The sequence below is a fragment of the Microbacterium sp. SCN 69-37 genome, from assembly GCF_001724435.1.
Lineage (GTDB): Bacteria > Actinomycetota > Actinomycetes > Actinomycetales > Microbacteriaceae > Microbacterium > Microbacterium laevaniformans.
On sequence record NZ_MEEL01000026.1, the window covers coordinates 66,245 to 81,441 of the forward strand.

The following is a 15,197-nucleotide window of genomic DNA, read 5'->3' on the forward strand; positions in this document are numbered from 1 at the left end:
CCCGACGCTCGGCGTGTCGCGCCGCCGTCACGGCGCGATGCGGTCCAGCGCCGCGTGCGCGAACGCCGCGCGCACTTCGTCCAGGCGACGAAGCAGCTCGGGAGCGAGCTCGCCCGCACGTGCACGCGACACGGCGTCCGAGCGGCGCAACAGGGGCGTCAGCGCGCTCTCGACGAGCGCGACCTCACGCTCCGCCGCCTGCCGGACGCCCCGCACGTGGCGGGGCTGGATGCCGTGCCCGTCGAGGGCCACGAGCGCACGAAGCACACCCAGCGTCTTGTCGTCGTAGCTCTCGGCTGCCGCGATGAGCCCGGCGCGTACGGCATCGTTCAGCAGCGCCGCCGACGCTCCTGCCGTCTGCAGCAGTTCCTCGCGGCGATAGCGGCGCGGGGCGGTGACGATCGACGCCGTCGCCGGCGGCGCGACAGTGCCGCCGTGCTGTTCGTCGAGATACTCGCGAATTCGCGCAAGGGGCATGTAGTGGTCGCGCTGAAGCGTGAGCGCGGTGCGCAGTCGCTCGACGTCGAGAGGCGAGAACTTGCGGTACCCCGACTCGGTTCGCAGGGGCGTGACGATGCCCTGCACCTCGAGGTAGCGCAGCTTGCTCGCGCTGAGATCGGAGAACTCCGGCGTCAGGCGTGCGAGCACCTGACCAATGCTGAGATAACCCGAGGACGACGCGCGTCCACGGGGTGAGACAGCCGGGCTCACCCGCTCGTCACCTGACCGCGGTCGACCGGCGACGCGAAGAAGTTGAGGCGGAACTTGCCGATGCGCACCTCGGAGCCGTCGATGAGCACGGCACGGTCCACCCGTTCACCGTTGACATAGCTGCCGTTCAGAGAGCGCTGGTCGACGAGCTCGAAGACGGCGCCGGTGCGGGTGATCTCTGCGTGACGACGAGAGACGGTGACATCGTCGAAGAAGATGTCGGCCTCGGGATGGCGCCCAACCGTGGTGACATCGGTGTCGAGCAGATAGCGTGCGCCCGCCGTGGGACCGGAGCGGACGAGCAGCAACGCAGCGCGAGACGGAAGCGCATCGATGGCCTCCCGCTCGACGTCCGTCAGGTCCGTTCCGAACGGCACGAAGGAGAGGTCGGAATCGTGACCGAAAGTCTGGGTGGTGTCGGCAGAGCCGGCACTCCCGGCGTCACGTCGGATACCGCTGACACCAGCGTCTCGAGCGTTCTCTTCCACCATGGCCTCCTTCCTCTTCACCCTAACGGATCGACCCGGGCTGCGAACCCCCGCCGGGGAACCGGGTTTCGCGCCGCGCCAGCCCCGATCCCGCCGAGCGGTGCGACTCAGCGGCGTGTGTCGATGTGTGACGCCGTCCGCGCGGACGGCCTTCGCCCCGACGTAGCCTGATCGCACCGCCACCACGGGCGGCATCCACGAGAGGAACCCCGTGTCCGCAGCGCAGAACCGCCTCACGCCCGCACCGGTGCGTCAGGACGCCATCTGCATGTGCGCGACGGGCCGCGGTTGCTCTTCCTTCGCGGCCGGACACGCCGTCCACCTGATCCAGTCGCGGCTGGTGTCGGCAACGCCCGGAGAATGGGTCGACGCGATCGCGGTCGCCTCAGCGGCCGACGGCACGCTCACGATCGTCACCCTCGAGGGGCGCGAGATCGAACTGTGGAACGGCGCCGGGGCCGCGGCGTCCGTGCAACGGGGTACGCCGGTCGCGTTCCACCCGCGCTATCACGCGCTCCACGCCGGAGGACGGCTCTTCAACGTGCTCGCGGTCTGAGTCGAGAGGGACGGGTGCCGCTCAGGCGGCCGCCATCATCGCGTCTTTGACCGCCATGCACGCATCCATACAGGCCCGGCACGCGTCCGCGCACATGGCGCACACGGGGCTGTCATCAGCGTGCATCATGCACATGTCCATGCACGTCTGACACATCGCGATGCAGGCGTCGAGCATCGCCATCATCGACGCCGGCGTCATGCCCGGCATCCGCAGCATGGCACGCATCATGGTGTTGCACATGTCGGCGCAGTTCATGCACGACGGGGCACAGCCCATCATCTGCATCGAGCACACCGTGCAGGCCTGCTCACAGGCGGCACAGGCGTCCATGCAGGCCTGCATGACCGCGGCATCCATCGCGGGCATCTCGGCCATCGACATCTCGCCGGCCATCGCTTCCATCATCCTGGCGTCCATCTCGCACCGTCCTTCCGGTCACGGCGAGCGCGACGCTCGCCTGCCGCCATGCTAGGACTCCGACCCGGCGCACAACAGGCGCGGATAGGGTCGAGGACGTGATGTCACACAGAGTTCGTACGTTCCGTTCGGTCCTCGTCGGCCTCGTCGCACTCCTGCTCGGCGGACTCTCCATCGCCGTGGCCTCCCCCGCGTGGGCGCACGATGAGCTGATCGGCGCCGACCCGGGCGTGAACGCCGAGGTCGGCACGCTGCCCGCCCAGATCACCATGACGTTCAGCGGCGTGCTGATGGACGAGCCCGGCGCGACGCAGGTCGTGGTGACGGATGCCGCGGGAGCCTCGCTCACCGACGTCGATCCGACGCTGGACGGCACGCATCTGACACAGGGGCTCGCCGGCAACGCGTCCGGCCCGGTGACCGTGACCTGGCGCGTGGTCTCCAGCGACGGCCACCCGGTCTCGGGGCAGTACACGTTCACCGTGGCGGGCGGCTCGTCGCAGACGGCCGCTCCCGCCGAAACGACGACCACACAGACACTCACCGCGACGCCGACATCGAACGGCGATGGAGGTGTCCCGGTGTTCGTCTGGGTGCTGCTCGGCCTGGTGGTCGCGGCCGCGCTCGGCGCCCTCGTGGCGGTGCTTCTGCGGAAGTCCCGAGCCACCCCCGAGGACTAGGCTGAGAGCATGCCTCATTTCAACGTCGTCGTCCTCGGTGCCGGCCCTGGTGGCTATGTCGCGGCGGTCCGCGCCGCGCAGCTCGGCCAGTCCGTCGCCATCATCGAAGAGAAGTATTGGGGCGGTGTCTGCCTCAACGTCGGCTGCATCCCCTCCAAGGCGCTTCTGAAGAACGCCGAGATCGCCCACACCCTGAAGCACAAGGCCGACTTCTTCGGCATCACGGGTGAGTTCAGCCTCGACTTCGGCACGGCGTGGGACCGGTCGCGCGTCGTCGCCGACGGCCGCGTCAAGGGCATCCACTACCTGATGAAGAAGAACAAGGTCACCGAGTTCGAGGGCCGGGGCACCTTCACCGGCCCCAAGGCGATCTCGGTCGCCAAGAGCGACGGCTCCACCGAAGAGGTCACCTTCGACAACGTCATCATCGCGACCGGCTCGACGGTGCGCCTGCTCCCGGGCGTGACGCTGAGCGAGAACGTCGTGACGTACGAGGAGCAGATCCTCACGCGCGATCTGCCGAACTCGATCGTCATCGTCGGCGCCGGCGCGATCGGCATGGAGTTCGCCTACGTCATGACGAACTACGGCGTGAAGGTCACGATCATCGAGTTCCTCGACCGGGCCCTCCCCAACGAGGACGCGGACGTCTCGAAGGAGATCGCGAAGCAGTACAAGAACCTCGGGGTCGACATCCTCGTCTCGACCAAGGTGGAGTCGGTCGTCGACTCCGGCGACAAGGTCACGGTGACCTACACCGACAACAAGAGCGGTGCGCAGGGCTCGATCGAAGCCGACAAGGTGCTCATGTCGATCGGCTTCGCTCCCCGGGTCGAGGGCTTCGGCCTGGAGAACACCGGTGTGAAGCTCACCGAGCGCGGTGCCATCGAGATCGACGACTTCATGCGTACCAACGTCGAGGGCATCTACGCCATCGGTGACGTCACGGCCAAGCTGCAGCTCGCCCACGTCGCCGAGGCGCAGGGCGTCGTCGCCGCCGAGACGATCGGTGGCGCGGAGACCATGGCCCTCGGCGACTACCGCATGATGCCACGTGCGACCTTCTGCTCGCCGCAGGTGGCGTCGTTCGGCTACACCGAGGCTCAGTACAAGGAGACCGGACGCGAGTACAAGGTCGCGACCTTCCCCTTCATGGCCAACGGCAAGGCGCACGGCCTCGGCGAGCCGGTCGGCTTCGTCAAGCTCATCGCGGATGCCGAGCACCTCGAGCTCGTCGGCGGCCACCTCATCGGCCCCGACGTGTCGGAGCTGCTGCCGGAGCTCACCCTCGCCCAGAAGTGGGACCTGACCGCTCTGGAGCTTGCCCGCAACGTGCACACGCACCCGACGCTGTCCGAGGCCCTGCAGGAGGCCTTCCACGGTCTCGCGGGACACATGATCAACCTCTGAGTGCACAGCGGCCGTTTCTGTGCTGACCATGTGAATGCATGGATCACAGGAGTACGCTGACACCTACGACTGACGCCGCCCCAACCGAAGCCGGGGGCGGCGTCAGTGGTTTCCGGCATCCAACGGGCGTTCGTCGGTCCCTTCTCGACGTCATCCGCAGGCGGAAGCGACCGGACGGGACCGACGAGCGTCAGAGTCCGAGGGTGCGGGCAAGTTTCGAATCGGATGCCGCGGGGCGTCCGCCGACCGCCGCGACGGCGGCGGTGACGGCGTCGAAGAGCGCGGTGCGGGCACCGTCGGCCGGCGCCGCAGGACCCAGCTCGAACTCCCACTCGCGCCACGTCGTCTGCACACCGCGGACCTCGTCGGTCGCGACGACGTGGTCGTCGACGAACTCCGCGACGAGCGCGCCCACCTCGTCGCGGAGGGCGTAGGCATGGCGGTCGTTGACGATGCGGGCAATCGGCGCCAGGTCTCCGGCGGCGATCTCGGCCACGGCGTCGGCGACGGCATCCGGGACGGTCACCTCACCGGCGGGCGCGCTCGCTGGCGCCTCATCGAGCGGCCAGTGCGTCTCGAGCCGCCCGCCGTCGGCGGTCTTCGGCCCCTTGATGTGCCATCCCTCGTCCGGTCCTCCGGTGCGGCGGCGCACCGCGTAGCCGGCGCGCCCCAGGGCGAAGCCCGGCACGTCCAGGTACCGGGCATCGAGATCACGATGCGCGGGCCCATCGACGACGGCGACACCCGGCAGACCCGACAGGTCGGGCAGCGGGGTGTCGCCGTGGACGTCGAACGTCAGCTCGATCTCGAGCGCGCGCTGGGGCTGCGGTGTCACTCGTCCCGGCCGTCGAGGTCGGGATCGATGTCGTCCTCCGCCTCCACGAAGTGGAACTCGGCGGACGTCGGGCCGTCACCCTCGCCGGTGTTCTCGGCCGCGCCGGTGCGCTCGTAGACGATCTGGGTCTCGCTGTAGGGCAGGATCAGCCGGTCCTGGCTCTCGTCGTCCAGGGGAAGGACCTGCCCGTCCAGCGGGCCTCCGTGCAGTCGTGCGATCGCCATGGTGTACCTCCGACGATGGAGCGGAATGTGGAACTCCAGCCTATCCTGGGCGATTCAGTGGGTCGGGAAGCCCAGGCTGATCTGGCTCTCGCTGGGGTCGGGCCACCGCGTCGTGACGACCTTCCGGCGCGTGTAGAAGTTGAACGCCTCCGGGCCGTACATGTGCGTGTCGCCGAACAGCGAGTCCTTCCAGCCGCCGAACGAGAACGCCCCGATCGGCACGGGAATGGGGACGTTGACCCCGACCATTCCGACCTCGATGTCGTACTCGAACTGGCGGGCGGTCTTGCCGTCGCGGGTGAACACCGCGGTGCCGTTGGCGTAGCGGTTGTCGTTGATCAGCGCAACGGCGTCGTCGTAGGAGGCGACACGCACGACCGAGAGCACCGGCCCGAAGATCTCCTCGTCGTAGACGCGCATGCCCGGCGTCACGGCGTCGACGAGCGACGGTCCGATGAAGAACCCGTCGCCGTCCACCGCGAGCTCGCGGCCGTCCACCACGATGCGGGCGCCCTCGTCCGCAGCTCCCGCGACGAAGCCGCGGACACGCTCGAGGGCATCGCGCGTGATCAGCGGGCCCATGTCGCTGTCGGGGTCGGTGCCGTCGCCGACGACGAGTCCGCCGATGCGCTCGGCGACCTTCGCGACCAGCGGGTCGGCGACGTCGCCGACCGCGACGACGACCGACACGGCCATGCAGCGCTCCCCCGCCGAGCCGTAAGCCGCCGAGACCGCGGCATCCGCGGCGGCGTCCAGATCGGCATCGGGCATGACGATCATGTGGTTCTTCGCTCCGCCCAGCGCCTGCACGCGCTTGCCGTTCTCGGCGGCACGCGCGTAGATGTACCTGGCGATCGGGGTCGAGCCTACGAACGACACGGCGCGCACGATCGGGTCGTCCAGCAGTGCGTCGACCGCCTCCTTGTCGCCGTGGACGACGTTCAGGATGCCGTCGGGAAGCCCCGCCTCGGCGAAGGCCTCGGCCAGCCACACCGCCGCCGACGGGTCGCGCTCGCTGGGCTTGAGGATCACGGCGTTGCCGGCGGCAATGGCGGTCGTCACCATCCACAGCGGCACCATCGCGGGGAAGTTGAACGGCGTGATGCACGCGACCACACCCACCGGCTGACGCACCTGGTGCACGTCGACGCCCGACGCGACCTGCTCGGAGTAGTCGCCCTTGAGGTGGTGCATCAGACTGGTGCAGAACTCGACGTTCTCGAGCCCTCGAGCCACTTCGCCGAGGGCATCGTCCACCGTCTTGCCGTGCTCGGCGGTGATGATGCGGGCCAGCTCCTCGGCGCGGGAGGCGACGATCTCGCGGAGGCGGAACATCACCTGCTGACGTTTGCCGAGGCCGGTGTCGCGCCAACCACGCTGAGCGGCCTGGGCGCGGCGGGCGGCCTCGTTGACGAACGCGGCCGAGGCCAGGGCGACCTCTCCGCTCTGCCGGCCCGAGGCGGGGTTGAAGACCGGACCGGTCCGGCCTTGGGGGCTGACGCGTTCTCCGGCGACGATGTGCGGGATCACGGTGACCGAGCCGGTGGGATCGGCGGAGGTCTGCGGTGCGGATGCGGTGGTCATGGATTGCCCTCTCGATCGGGGTGTGCAGGGGATGGCGGGTCAGGCGGCGGACGCGCCGTCGCGGGACGGGTCGTAGCCGCGGAGGGTGCCGTCCGGCGAGGCGAACCGCGCGACCAGCGTGCAGTCCTTGCCCCCCAGGCCTTCGGCGATGAGGTCGTCGAGCTGGCCGAGCGCGAGACGCGCCGCCGGCAGGTGCACGCCGGTGTCGTCTCCGGCCTGTACGGCCAGTGCGCAGTCCTTGCGGGCGAGCTCGACGGAGAAGGTCGCGTCGAAATTCTTGTTCGCCGCCGCCTTCTCGACGATGCCCGGCACCGGATACCAGGTGCGCAGCGCCCACGAGTCGGCCGACGAGACGCGGGCGACGTCCCAGAACACCTGCGGATCCAGACCGAGCTGCTCCGCGAGTTGCGAGCCTTCCGACACGGCCATGACCGAGATGAAGAGCATCATGTTGTTGACGAGCTTCGCGGCGATGCCGGCTCCCGCCTCACCGCAGGCGATGACGTTGCCCGCCATCGGCGCCACGACCTCCCGCGCCCTCTCCACGTCGGCGGCACCTCCGCCGAGCATGAACGTCAGCGTGCGCGCCTCCGCGCCCGCGGTTCCGCCGGAGATCGGCGCATCCACGAACGACAGACCGCGCTGCTGCGCTCCGGCGTGGCACCAGCGCGATGTCTCCACGTCGACGGTCGAGGTGTCCAGCAGCAAGGTCGACGGCGCCGCGTGCGCAAGGATGCCGTCGATGCCCCCGTACACGCCGCGGACGTGCTCGGGCTTGGGCAGCGAGGTGATCGCGGCATCCGCGCCGTCGAGGGCCTCGGCAACCGAGGAGACGATCTGCACTCCCCGCTCGGCGGCGGCCGCCGCAGCAGCGGGGTTGAGGTCGACGCCATGGACGGTGTGCCCCGCGGCAACGAGGTGCGCCGACATGGGCGCACCCATGTGACCCAATCCGATGAAGGCGATCGTGGACATGAGACTCCCTTCGACACCGGCGACGGTCGTCGTCGCGGGCAGTGGCCGCCGTCGTCCTCGACGTCGCCCGTGGCCAGCGTAGGCACCGCGTGACCGTGGATCAATGCACACACTCGCCGCAAACTTGCACCGCAGGTGTGCACTGGTGCACACTCGTCGGCATGCCTGCCGCTCCCCCGGATCCCCCACTGGACGCGCTGATGACATTCCTGTCGGTCGCGCGCCTGGGTCGCTACACGGCCGCCGCCGAGGTTCTCGGGGTCAATCACTCCACGGTGTCCCGTCGGGTCACGGCGCTCGAGTCCGCGATGGGAGGACGTGTCCTGGTCCGCACCGCCGGCGGCTGGGAGGTCACCGATCTCGGTCACCGTGCGGTGACGATCGCCGAGCGCATCGAAGCGTCACTGCGCGAGCTCATCGACGGGGAGAACGCCGATGCCGTGCACGGCATGGTGCGCGTCTCCGCCCCCGATGCCTTCACCTCGGTCTTCCTCGCACCGGCGATGACCGCTCTGCGACGCGAGCACCCGCAGCTCGCGGTCGAGCTGCTCTCGGCGACGCAGCGTGTCCGCCAGAACCGCTCCGGCGTCGATCTGGAGATCGTCGTCGGTCGACCTCAGGTGCTGCGGGCGTACGCGACGCCGGTCTGCGCGTACGCGCTTCGTCTCTACGCGACACCCGACTATCTCGACGAGGCGGGTAGGCCCGACTCGATCGCCGAGCTGGCCGCACACCCCCTCGTGTACTACGTGGAGAGCTCGCTGCAGGTCGATGAGCTCGACCGCGCGCTGCAGGAGCTGCCGGACTCGCCGGCATCCGTCCGTTCGACGAGCGTCTTCGCACACGTCGAGGCGACGGCGGCCGGAGCGGGCATCGGCATCCTGCCCGATTTCCTCGGCGACGCCGACCCGCGCCTGACCCGGGTGCTGGACGGCGCCTACGCGCACCCTCTCGCCTACTGGGCCGTCGCTCGCGACGAGGGGCCTCGAAACCCCGCCGTCGCCGCCACCTTGGACGCCCTCATCTCGTACATCGAAACGGTCCGAGGATGAAGCCGTTCCTGCTGCTCGGGACCCGGGCGGAGGACGTACCCGCCGACGAGGAGTACCGCCTCTTTCTCCGCTTCACCGGGCTGTCGCCGGACGAGCTCGTCCGCGTGCGGATGGAGGCAGGGCCCCTCGGAAAGGTGGACCTGGACGCGTACTCAGGCATCTTCGTGGGCGGCGGGCCGTTCAACGCGTCGGATCCGATCGAGAAGAAGTCACCCGCGCAGCGGCGCGTCGAGACGGAGATCGCCGCCCTTCTCGACGAGGTGGTGGCGCGGGACTTCCCCTTCTTCGGCGCCTGCTACGGCGTAGGAACCCTCGGCGCACATCAGGGCGCTGCCATCGACGGCACCTACCGGGAGCCCATCAGTGTCATCGAGGTCGACAAGACCGCCGCCGGGCACGACGACCCGCTGCTGGCCGGCCTGCCCGACCGCTTCGCGGCATTCGTCGGCCATAAGGAGGCGATCTCCGCACTGCCGGCGACGGCGACACTGCTCGTTCGAGGCGAGGCCTGTCCCGTGCAGATGTTCCGCGTGGGCCGCAACGTCTACGCCACGCAGTTCCACCCGGAGTGCGACGTCGAGGGCATCAGCACACGCATCCGGGCGTATGCCGACTACGGGTACTTCGGAGCGGACGAGCTGGATCTCACCCTCGCGGCGGTGCGCCGGCTGCCGGTCGTGCACACCGGCAGTATCCTGCGCGCGTTCGTCGAACGCTACTCCCGCTGACACCGCGTGCGCAGGCGCGAGCCGAAATGCAAGGGATGCCGCGAGACACGCCGCCGCATCCCTCGCGGAGACGGCGTGCCGGTCAGCACGCCTTGCAGTTGCGGACGGGCAGGGCGAGGCGAGGCGGCGCGTTTCGACTCGCCGCTGGGCTCCGCGCTCAACGACCGGGGCGCGGGGCCTGCCGGTCGTTGAGCGAGCGCAGCGAGTCGAAACGCGCCCGAGTCAGAGCAGCGGCGGGGTGTGCCAGATGCGCTCGATGTAGTCGCGCATCGAGCGGTCGGACGAGAAGAAGCCGGAGCGTGCGACGTTCAGGATCGCCGACCGCGTCCACGCGTCCTGATCGACATAGGCGGCATCCACCTGGTCCTGCGCCGCGACGTATGACGAGTAGTCGGCCAGCACCATGAAGCGGTCGTCGTAGAGCAGGTTCGACACGATCGGCTCGAACACGCTGCGATCGCCGCCCGAGAACGCGCCGGAGGCGATGAGATCCATCGCGCGGCGGAGGTTCTCGTCGCCCTGGTAGAAGTCGGCGGGCTTGTAGCCCCGGGCCCACAGCGCCTCGACCTCGGGCTCGCTCATGCCGAAGAGGAAGAAGTTGTCATCGCCGACGAGCTGACGGATCTCGACGTTCGCGCCGTCGTCGGTTCCGATCGTCAGCGCGCCGTTGAGGGCGAACTTCATGTTGCCCGTGCCCGAGGCCTCCTTGCCTGCGAGCGAGATCTGCTCCGACAGGTCGGCGGCCGGGATCAGGCGCTCGGCGAGCGTGACGTTGTAGTTCGGCGGGAACAACACCTTCAGACGCCCCTCGACGCGCGGATCGGCGTTGACCACTTCTCCGACGGCGTTGATGAGGTGGATGATGCGCTTGGCCATGGCATAGCCGGGCGCCGCCTTCGCACCGAAGATGACGGTGCGCGGCAGGATGTCGGATGCCGCGACACGGCCCGACACGATGCTCTCGTACTGCGTGACGACGTGAAGAAGCTTGAGCATCTGCCGCTTGTACTCGTGCAGACGCTTGACCATCACGTCGAGCATGTGGCCGTCGCTGATCTCGAGGCCGTCCCGCGCGCGCAGCACATCGCCGAGGCGGCGCTTGTTCGCCGATTTGACCTCGGCGAACGCCTCGCGGAACCGGGGATCCTCGGCGTACGCCTCGAGTTCCCGCAGACGCTCGAGGTCGGTGAGCCACCCCGTGCCGATCGCCTCCGTGATCAACTCGGACAGCCCGGGGTTGGCGAGGCGCACGAAGCGGCGCGGAGTGATGCCGTTCGTGACGTTCGTGAACTTGCCCGGGAAGAAGTCGTTGAAGTCCGGCAGCACCTTGTCGCGCAGCAACTGCGAGTGCAGTTCGGCGACGCCGTTCACCTTCGCACCGGCGACCGTGGCGAGGTACGCCATCCGGACGCTGCGCTCGGGGAACTCGCCGATGATCGACATGTTGCGGATGCGCATCTCGTCATCGCCGTAGCGTTCGCGCACCGCCTCGAGGAACTCTTCGTTGATGCGGTAGATGATCTCCAGGTGGCGCGGCAGGAGGCGTCCCAGAAGGTCGACCGACCACACTTCGAGCGCCTCCGGCAGCAGCGTGTGGCACGTGTAGGCGAAGCACTGCTGCGTGATCGTCCACGCGGCATCCCACTCGAGCTTGCGCTCGTCGACGAGCACGCGCATGAGTTCGGGAACGCCGATCACCGGGTGGGTGTCGTTGAGCTGGAAGATGACGCGGTCCGGGAGCTTGTGGATGTCGAAGTCGGCCGGGAGAGTGTGCTCCAGGAAGTCGCCGATGGATGCCGCGACGAAGAAGTACTGCTGCTGCAGACGCAGCTCCTTGCCCTGCGGCGTGGAGTCCTCGGGGTAGAGGACCTTGGAGATGTTCTCGGCGAACGTCTGGGCTCGGACGGCCTCCTCGTAGTCGCCGGAGTTGAAGACGCGCAGGTCGAACGAGTCGGTCGCCTTGGCACTCCACAACCGCAGCGTGTTGACGCGCCCGTTGAGGTAGCCGGGCACCATGTAGTTGTAGGGGACGGCGAGCACGTCCCAGCCCGGCACCCAGCGCGACCGGGTGACGCCGGCGTCGTCGTAGGTCTCGGTGTGTCCGCCGAAGGAGATGCGGCGTGCCGCCTCGGGGTGCGGGAACTCCCAGGGCGAACCGAGCGTCAGCCACGCGTCCGGCTGCTCGACCTGCTGTCCGTCGACGAACGTCTGCCGGAAGATGCCGTACTCGTAGCGGATGCCGTAGCCGATGTTGGGCACGCCCATCGTCGCGAGCGAGTCGATGAAACAGGCCGCGAGGCGCCCGAGGCCGCCGTTGCCGAGTCCGGGCTCGACCTCCTGCGCACGCAGCTCCTCGATGTCGATGCCGCAGGCGGCCATCGCCTCGGTCGCGATCTCCGTGAGGCCGCTCGCGAGCAGATTGTTGTCGAGCTGGCGGCCCAGCAGATACTCGGCGGAGAGGTAGCAGACGCCCTTGGCCTGGACGACACGCTGTCGGCGGAGGTCCTCGAGCCAGCGCGCCATGAGGTAGTCGCGGACGGTCATCGCGAACGCGAAGTAGCGGTCGTTCGGGGTGGACGCCGACAGCGGCACGCCCCGCTCGTAGTTGAGGTTGCGCAGGAACTGTCGGACGAATCCGTCCACGGAACTGGCGGGCCCGGTCACCGGCGCCAGCGCCAGCGGGTGGGTTGCGTGGAGCGCATGAGGCGCGGAGGTGGGACCGGTCACGGCTTCGGGTTCTGACACAGATCACACGCTAACGTGCGCCCCCGCGGGATGCACATCGGCGGGAGTCATCTTCACGAGGCCCTTACCTGGTCGTTACATCCGCCCGCGACGAGGCGGCGGAGCGCTCGCGCTCGCCGCGTTCGGCGCGGCGCGCCGCTTCGAGCTCGGCTGTGGCGAGCGCGACGGCGTTCTCCGCCGTCCGCACCCGACGCTGGAGGAAGGTCGCAGACCCGTAGCGCGCACGCACGCGGTCGTCCTGCTCCTCCGCGACGGTGAAGATGTACGACGTGGAGATCAGGATCACCTGCGCCGACAGGTTGACCCAGAGCAGCAGTGCGATGAGCGATGCGAACGAGGCCAGCAGCGGGTTCGACGTGGCTCCGCCGACGAAGAGCCCCGACAGCTGCTGCAGCACCGTGAGCCCGACGGCGCCGATCAGGGCCCCCGTCCACAGCGCCGTAGCCGACGCCCGCACCCCCGACAGCACCCGGAACAGCACCGCGACGACGACGGCGTCCAAGACGAAGGTGACGAGAATGGCCAGCCAGCGGGTGCCCCACGCGATGGCCGGGTCTTCGCGGGCCAGACCCAGCCACTGGGCGACGACGTCGAGTCCGGCGGTGCCGATCATGGTGACGGCGGCGGAGGCCAGCAGCGCGGCGCCGACGCCGACGGCCAGCGCAAGGTTGCGCAGCAGGACGATCCACACGGGAACGTCGTCGATGAGTTTGTCGCACACGATGCGCATCGCCGTCCGCAGCGACCCGATCGCACCGATCGCGGCACCGACGAGACCCACGAGCGAGAGCGCGCCGGCGATCGACAGGCCGACCGGGAGCGAGATCTTGTCGACATTCACGAGACCGTTCTCGCCGACGAGGCCGGGCACAGCCCGGTCGACGGCCGCCACGAGCGCCCGCCACGCATCCGCGTCGCCGGAGAGCCACAGGGCGGCGATCGAGAATCCGAGCAAGACCGCCGCGAAGAGGCTGAACAGCGTGCGATAGGTGACGCTGTCGGCGAGCATCGGCCCCCGCCGTTCGCTGTAGCGCAGGAACGCTCGCACCGGCGTGAGCGTCAGGGCGCGCGCGATGATGCGGGACAGATCCATGCCGCCCAGGATATACACCTCACGCACGACGCACAGGGCCTTGACAGGGGCCGCCGTGCGTCACACGAGGTCGGCGAGCACTCCGATCCACGTCCCGATGACGAGGAACGGCCCGAAGGGGATACGGGTCGACCTGGTCGCCCGTCGCGCGGCCAGCAGGACGATGGCGACGACGCCCGCAGCGAGGAAAGCGGCGACGACCCCGAGGAGCACGGCAGACCATCCGACCCAGCCGAGAAGCACGCCGACGAGCGCGGCCAGCTTGACGTCGCCGCCGCCGATCGCCCCGCGCCCCGCCACGCGCAGCAGCACGAAGAAGACGAACAGCGCGGCGCCGGCACCGAGCGCGCGCACCAGCGCGGCCCATGGGCCGCCGAACGCACAGGACGCCGCGAGAAGCGCGATCGTCACGATCAACGCAGGAAGAACGATCCTGTTCGGCAGGCGGTGCGTGCGCACGTCGACGACGGTGAGGACCACGCCGGCCACGGCGGCGACGAGGTAAGCCGACGCGGCGAGGATCGTGGCCGGATCAGCCATCGAGAACCTCCAGCGCCACCCGTACGGTGCCCGCGGAACCGATGCCCTCGGCCTCGCGAACCGATCGCTTCAACGGCAACACGTAGCGTGCGCGGTGCGCGTCGGGGAAGACGGACGTGCGCCACTGCGAGCCGCCGATGACGACCGCGACGCGGACGGCGCCGAATCCGCGCGGCGGCCGCGGGAGGTCGCGGATGTCGGCACTGAGCTCGCCCGGCAGCTCGACGAAGTACCAGTCCTCGCGCCGGGCGTCCCAGCGAAAGATCTCCCCGTCGAACTCGAAGCGCACGCGGTCATCGTAGCGACCTCGTGCGCCGCCGTCGACGGTGTGCACAGCCTCGAGGACGCCCGGCGGGCACGGAGAAGGGGGCCGGGTATGCTCCCCCGGCCCCCTTCGTTCCGCAGCGTCGGTCAGGCGCTGGCCTTGGCCTTCTTGGCCGTCGCCTTGGCGGGCGCCGTGCGCACGGTTCCCGTCACGGCCTCGCTCTCGGCGTGGGCGACCTTGCGGGCCGCGCGGACCTCCTCGAAGGAGGTGCCGTAGTAGGCCGCCTCCATGAGGGTCTTCATGTCCTCGATCATCGGCATCCGCGGGTTCGCCGGAGCGCACTGGTCGCGGTACGCGGCCAGGGCGAGCTCCTGCAGGCCCGAGATGAAGGTGGTCTCGTCGACGCCCTGCTGCTGGAACGACCGCTCGATGCCGACCCGGTCGCGCAGCTCCTCGACGGCGCGGGCGTAGCTTTCCACGCCCTCCTCCGGGGTGGCTGCCGGAAGGCCCAGGTGCTTGGCGATCTCCTGGAACCGCTCGGGCGCGATGTAGCGCTCGTACTTCGGCCAGCTGGTCAGCTTGGTCGGGACGGTGCCGTTGTAGCGGATCACGTGGGGCAGGTAGACCGCGTTCGTGCGGCCGTGCACCAGGTGATAGGTCGCGCCGGTCACGTGCGCCATCGCGTGCACGATCCCGAGGAAGGCGTTTCCGAAGGCCATGCCCGAGATGGATGCCGCGTTGTGCATCTTCTCGCGGGCCTTGATGTCCTCGGCATCCGTCGAGTTCGGCTGGGCCTTCGTGCTGCGCTCGATGTTCTCGAAGATGAGCTTGATCGCGTGCAGGCACAGGCCGTCGGTGTAGTCGTTGGCGTAGACGGAGACGAACGCCTCG

Annotated in this window: 17 protein-coding genes; 5 read left to right on the plus strand and 12 right to left on the minus strand. The window is 69.2% G+C overall.

All coding sequences use genetic code 11. The features are described from left to right. Positions 1-27: 27 nt before the first annotated feature. Both ABS64_RS07505 and ABS64_RS07510 read right to left on the minus strand, forming a co-directional pair. Positions 28-711 (minus strand): MerR family transcriptional regulator, encoded by a 684-nt coding sequence (locus tag ABS64_RS07505; RefSeq protein WP_036286517.1) that lies wholly within the window; start codon positions 709-711, stop codon positions 28-30. Beyond that, on the minus strand, positions 708-1,202 hold the full coding sequence (locus ABS64_RS07510) for an FHA domain-containing protein (RefSeq protein ID WP_197017263.1): 495 nt from the start codon (positions 1,200-1,202) through the stop codon (positions 708-710). Before ABS64_RS07510 ends, ABS64_RS07505 begins: the two co-directional genes overlap by 4 nt. 208 nt (positions 1,203-1,410) lie before the next feature. Between ABS64_RS07510 and ABS64_RS07515 the strand changes: the two genes are divergently transcribed. Continuing rightward, the gene (locus ABS64_RS07515; protein ID WP_036286519.1) at positions 1,411-1,755 is read left to right on the plus strand and encodes a hypothetical protein; all 345 of its coding nucleotides are present in this window, start codon (positions 1,411-1,413) and stop codon (positions 1,753-1,755) included. Positions 1,756-1,776: 21 nt separating this feature from the next. Here ABS64_RS07515 and ABS64_RS07520 read toward each other — a convergent pair whose 3' ends face one another. After that, positions 1,777-2,175 carry a hypothetical protein gene (locus tag ABS64_RS07520; protein WP_036286526.1) on the minus strand — a complete coding sequence of 133 codons (399 nt, stop codon included), beginning with the start codon at positions 2,173-2,175 and terminating at the stop codon, positions 1,777-1,779. Between the two features lie 101 nt (positions 2,176-2,276). On the opposite strand from ABS64_RS07520, the gene ABS64_RS07525 reads away from it, so the two are divergent. Then, positions 2,277-2,855 (plus strand): copper resistance CopC family protein, encoded by a 579-nt coding sequence (locus ABS64_RS07525; RefSeq protein ID WP_036286528.1) that lies wholly within the window; start codon positions 2,277-2,279, stop codon positions 2,853-2,855. Between the two features lie 9 nt (positions 2,856-2,864). After that, positions 2,865-4,265, plus strand: a complete 1,401-nt coding sequence (gene lpdA / locus ABS64_RS07530) for a dihydrolipoyl dehydrogenase (protein WP_036286532.1) — start codon at positions 2,865-2,867, stop codon at positions 4,263-4,265. Positions 4,266-4,455: 190 nt separating this feature from the next. Here the strand turns inward: lpdA and ABS64_RS07535 are convergent, their stop codons facing one another. From ABS64_RS07535 to ABS64_RS07550, 4 genes are read right to left on the minus strand one after another with little or no spacing between them, the layout of a single operon-like run. Further along, positions 4,456-5,100 (minus strand): CYTH domain-containing protein, encoded by a 645-nt coding sequence (locus ABS64_RS07535; RefSeq protein WP_292682366.1) that lies wholly within the window; start codon positions 5,098-5,100, stop codon positions 4,456-4,458. Further along, positions 5,097-5,324, minus strand: a complete 228-nt coding sequence (locus tag ABS64_RS07540) for a response regulator (RefSeq protein ID WP_292682369.1) — start codon at positions 5,322-5,324, stop codon at positions 5,097-5,099. The genes ABS64_RS07535 and ABS64_RS07540 overlap by 4 nt, the downstream gene beginning before the upstream one ends. Before the next feature lie 54 nt (positions 5,325-5,378). Beyond that, the gene (locus ABS64_RS07545) at positions 5,379-6,908 is read right to left on the minus strand and encodes a CoA-acylating methylmalonate-semialdehyde dehydrogenase (protein ID WP_061681745.1); all 1,530 of its coding nucleotides are present in this window, start codon (positions 6,906-6,908) and stop codon (positions 5,379-5,381) included. A 39-nt stretch (positions 6,909-6,947) separates the two neighbouring features. Continuing rightward, complete coding sequence (locus tag ABS64_RS07550) at positions 6,948-7,883, minus strand: NAD(P)-binding domain-containing protein (RefSeq protein WP_016465379.1); 936 nt, start codon at positions 7,881-7,883, stop codon at positions 6,948-6,950. 200 nt (positions 7,884-8,083) lie between these two features. On the opposite strand from ABS64_RS07550, the gene ABS64_RS07555 reads away from it, so the two are divergent. Then, positions 8,084-8,935: a LysR family transcriptional regulator gene (locus tag ABS64_RS07555; protein ID WP_292682386.1), complete on the plus strand. Its 852-nt coding sequence runs from the start codon at positions 8,084-8,086 to the stop codon at positions 8,933-8,935. After that, positions 8,932-9,663, plus strand: a complete 732-nt coding sequence (locus ABS64_RS07560) for a glutamine amidotransferase (protein WP_292682373.1) — start codon at positions 8,932-8,934, stop codon at positions 9,661-9,663. Before ABS64_RS07555 ends, ABS64_RS07560 begins: the two co-directional genes overlap by 4 nt. A 222-nt stretch (positions 9,664-9,885) precedes the next feature. Here the strand turns inward: ABS64_RS07560 and ABS64_RS07565 are convergent, their stop codons facing one another. From ABS64_RS07565 to ABS64_RS07585, 5 genes are all read right to left on the minus strand, one after another. Continuing rightward, positions 9,886-12,408, minus strand: a complete 2,523-nt coding sequence (locus ABS64_RS07565; protein ID WP_292682375.1) for a glycogen/starch/alpha-glucan phosphorylase — start codon at positions 12,406-12,408, stop codon at positions 9,886-9,888. Between the two features lie 64 nt (positions 12,409-12,472). After that, positions 12,473-13,501 (minus strand): YihY/virulence factor BrkB family protein, encoded by a 1,029-nt coding sequence (locus ABS64_RS07570; protein ID WP_288119964.1) that lies wholly within the window; start codon positions 13,499-13,501, stop codon positions 12,473-12,475. 60 nt (positions 13,502-13,561) lie between these two features. After that, positions 13,562-14,041 carry an A24 family peptidase gene (locus ABS64_RS07575; RefSeq protein WP_288119961.1) on the minus strand — a complete coding sequence of 160 codons (480 nt, stop codon included), beginning with the start codon at positions 14,039-14,041 and terminating at the stop codon, positions 13,562-13,564. Next, positions 14,034-14,330 (minus strand): DUF1905 domain-containing protein, encoded by a 297-nt coding sequence (locus ABS64_RS07580; protein WP_036318308.1) that lies wholly within the window; start codon positions 14,328-14,330, stop codon positions 14,034-14,036. Before ABS64_RS07580 ends, ABS64_RS07575 begins: the two co-directional genes overlap by 8 nt. Positions 14,331-14,452: 122 nt before the next feature. After that, a partial coding sequence (locus tag ABS64_RS07585; RefSeq protein ID WP_292682381.1) for an iron-containing alcohol dehydrogenase occupies positions 14,453-15,197 on the minus strand: 745 nt, incomplete at its 5' end.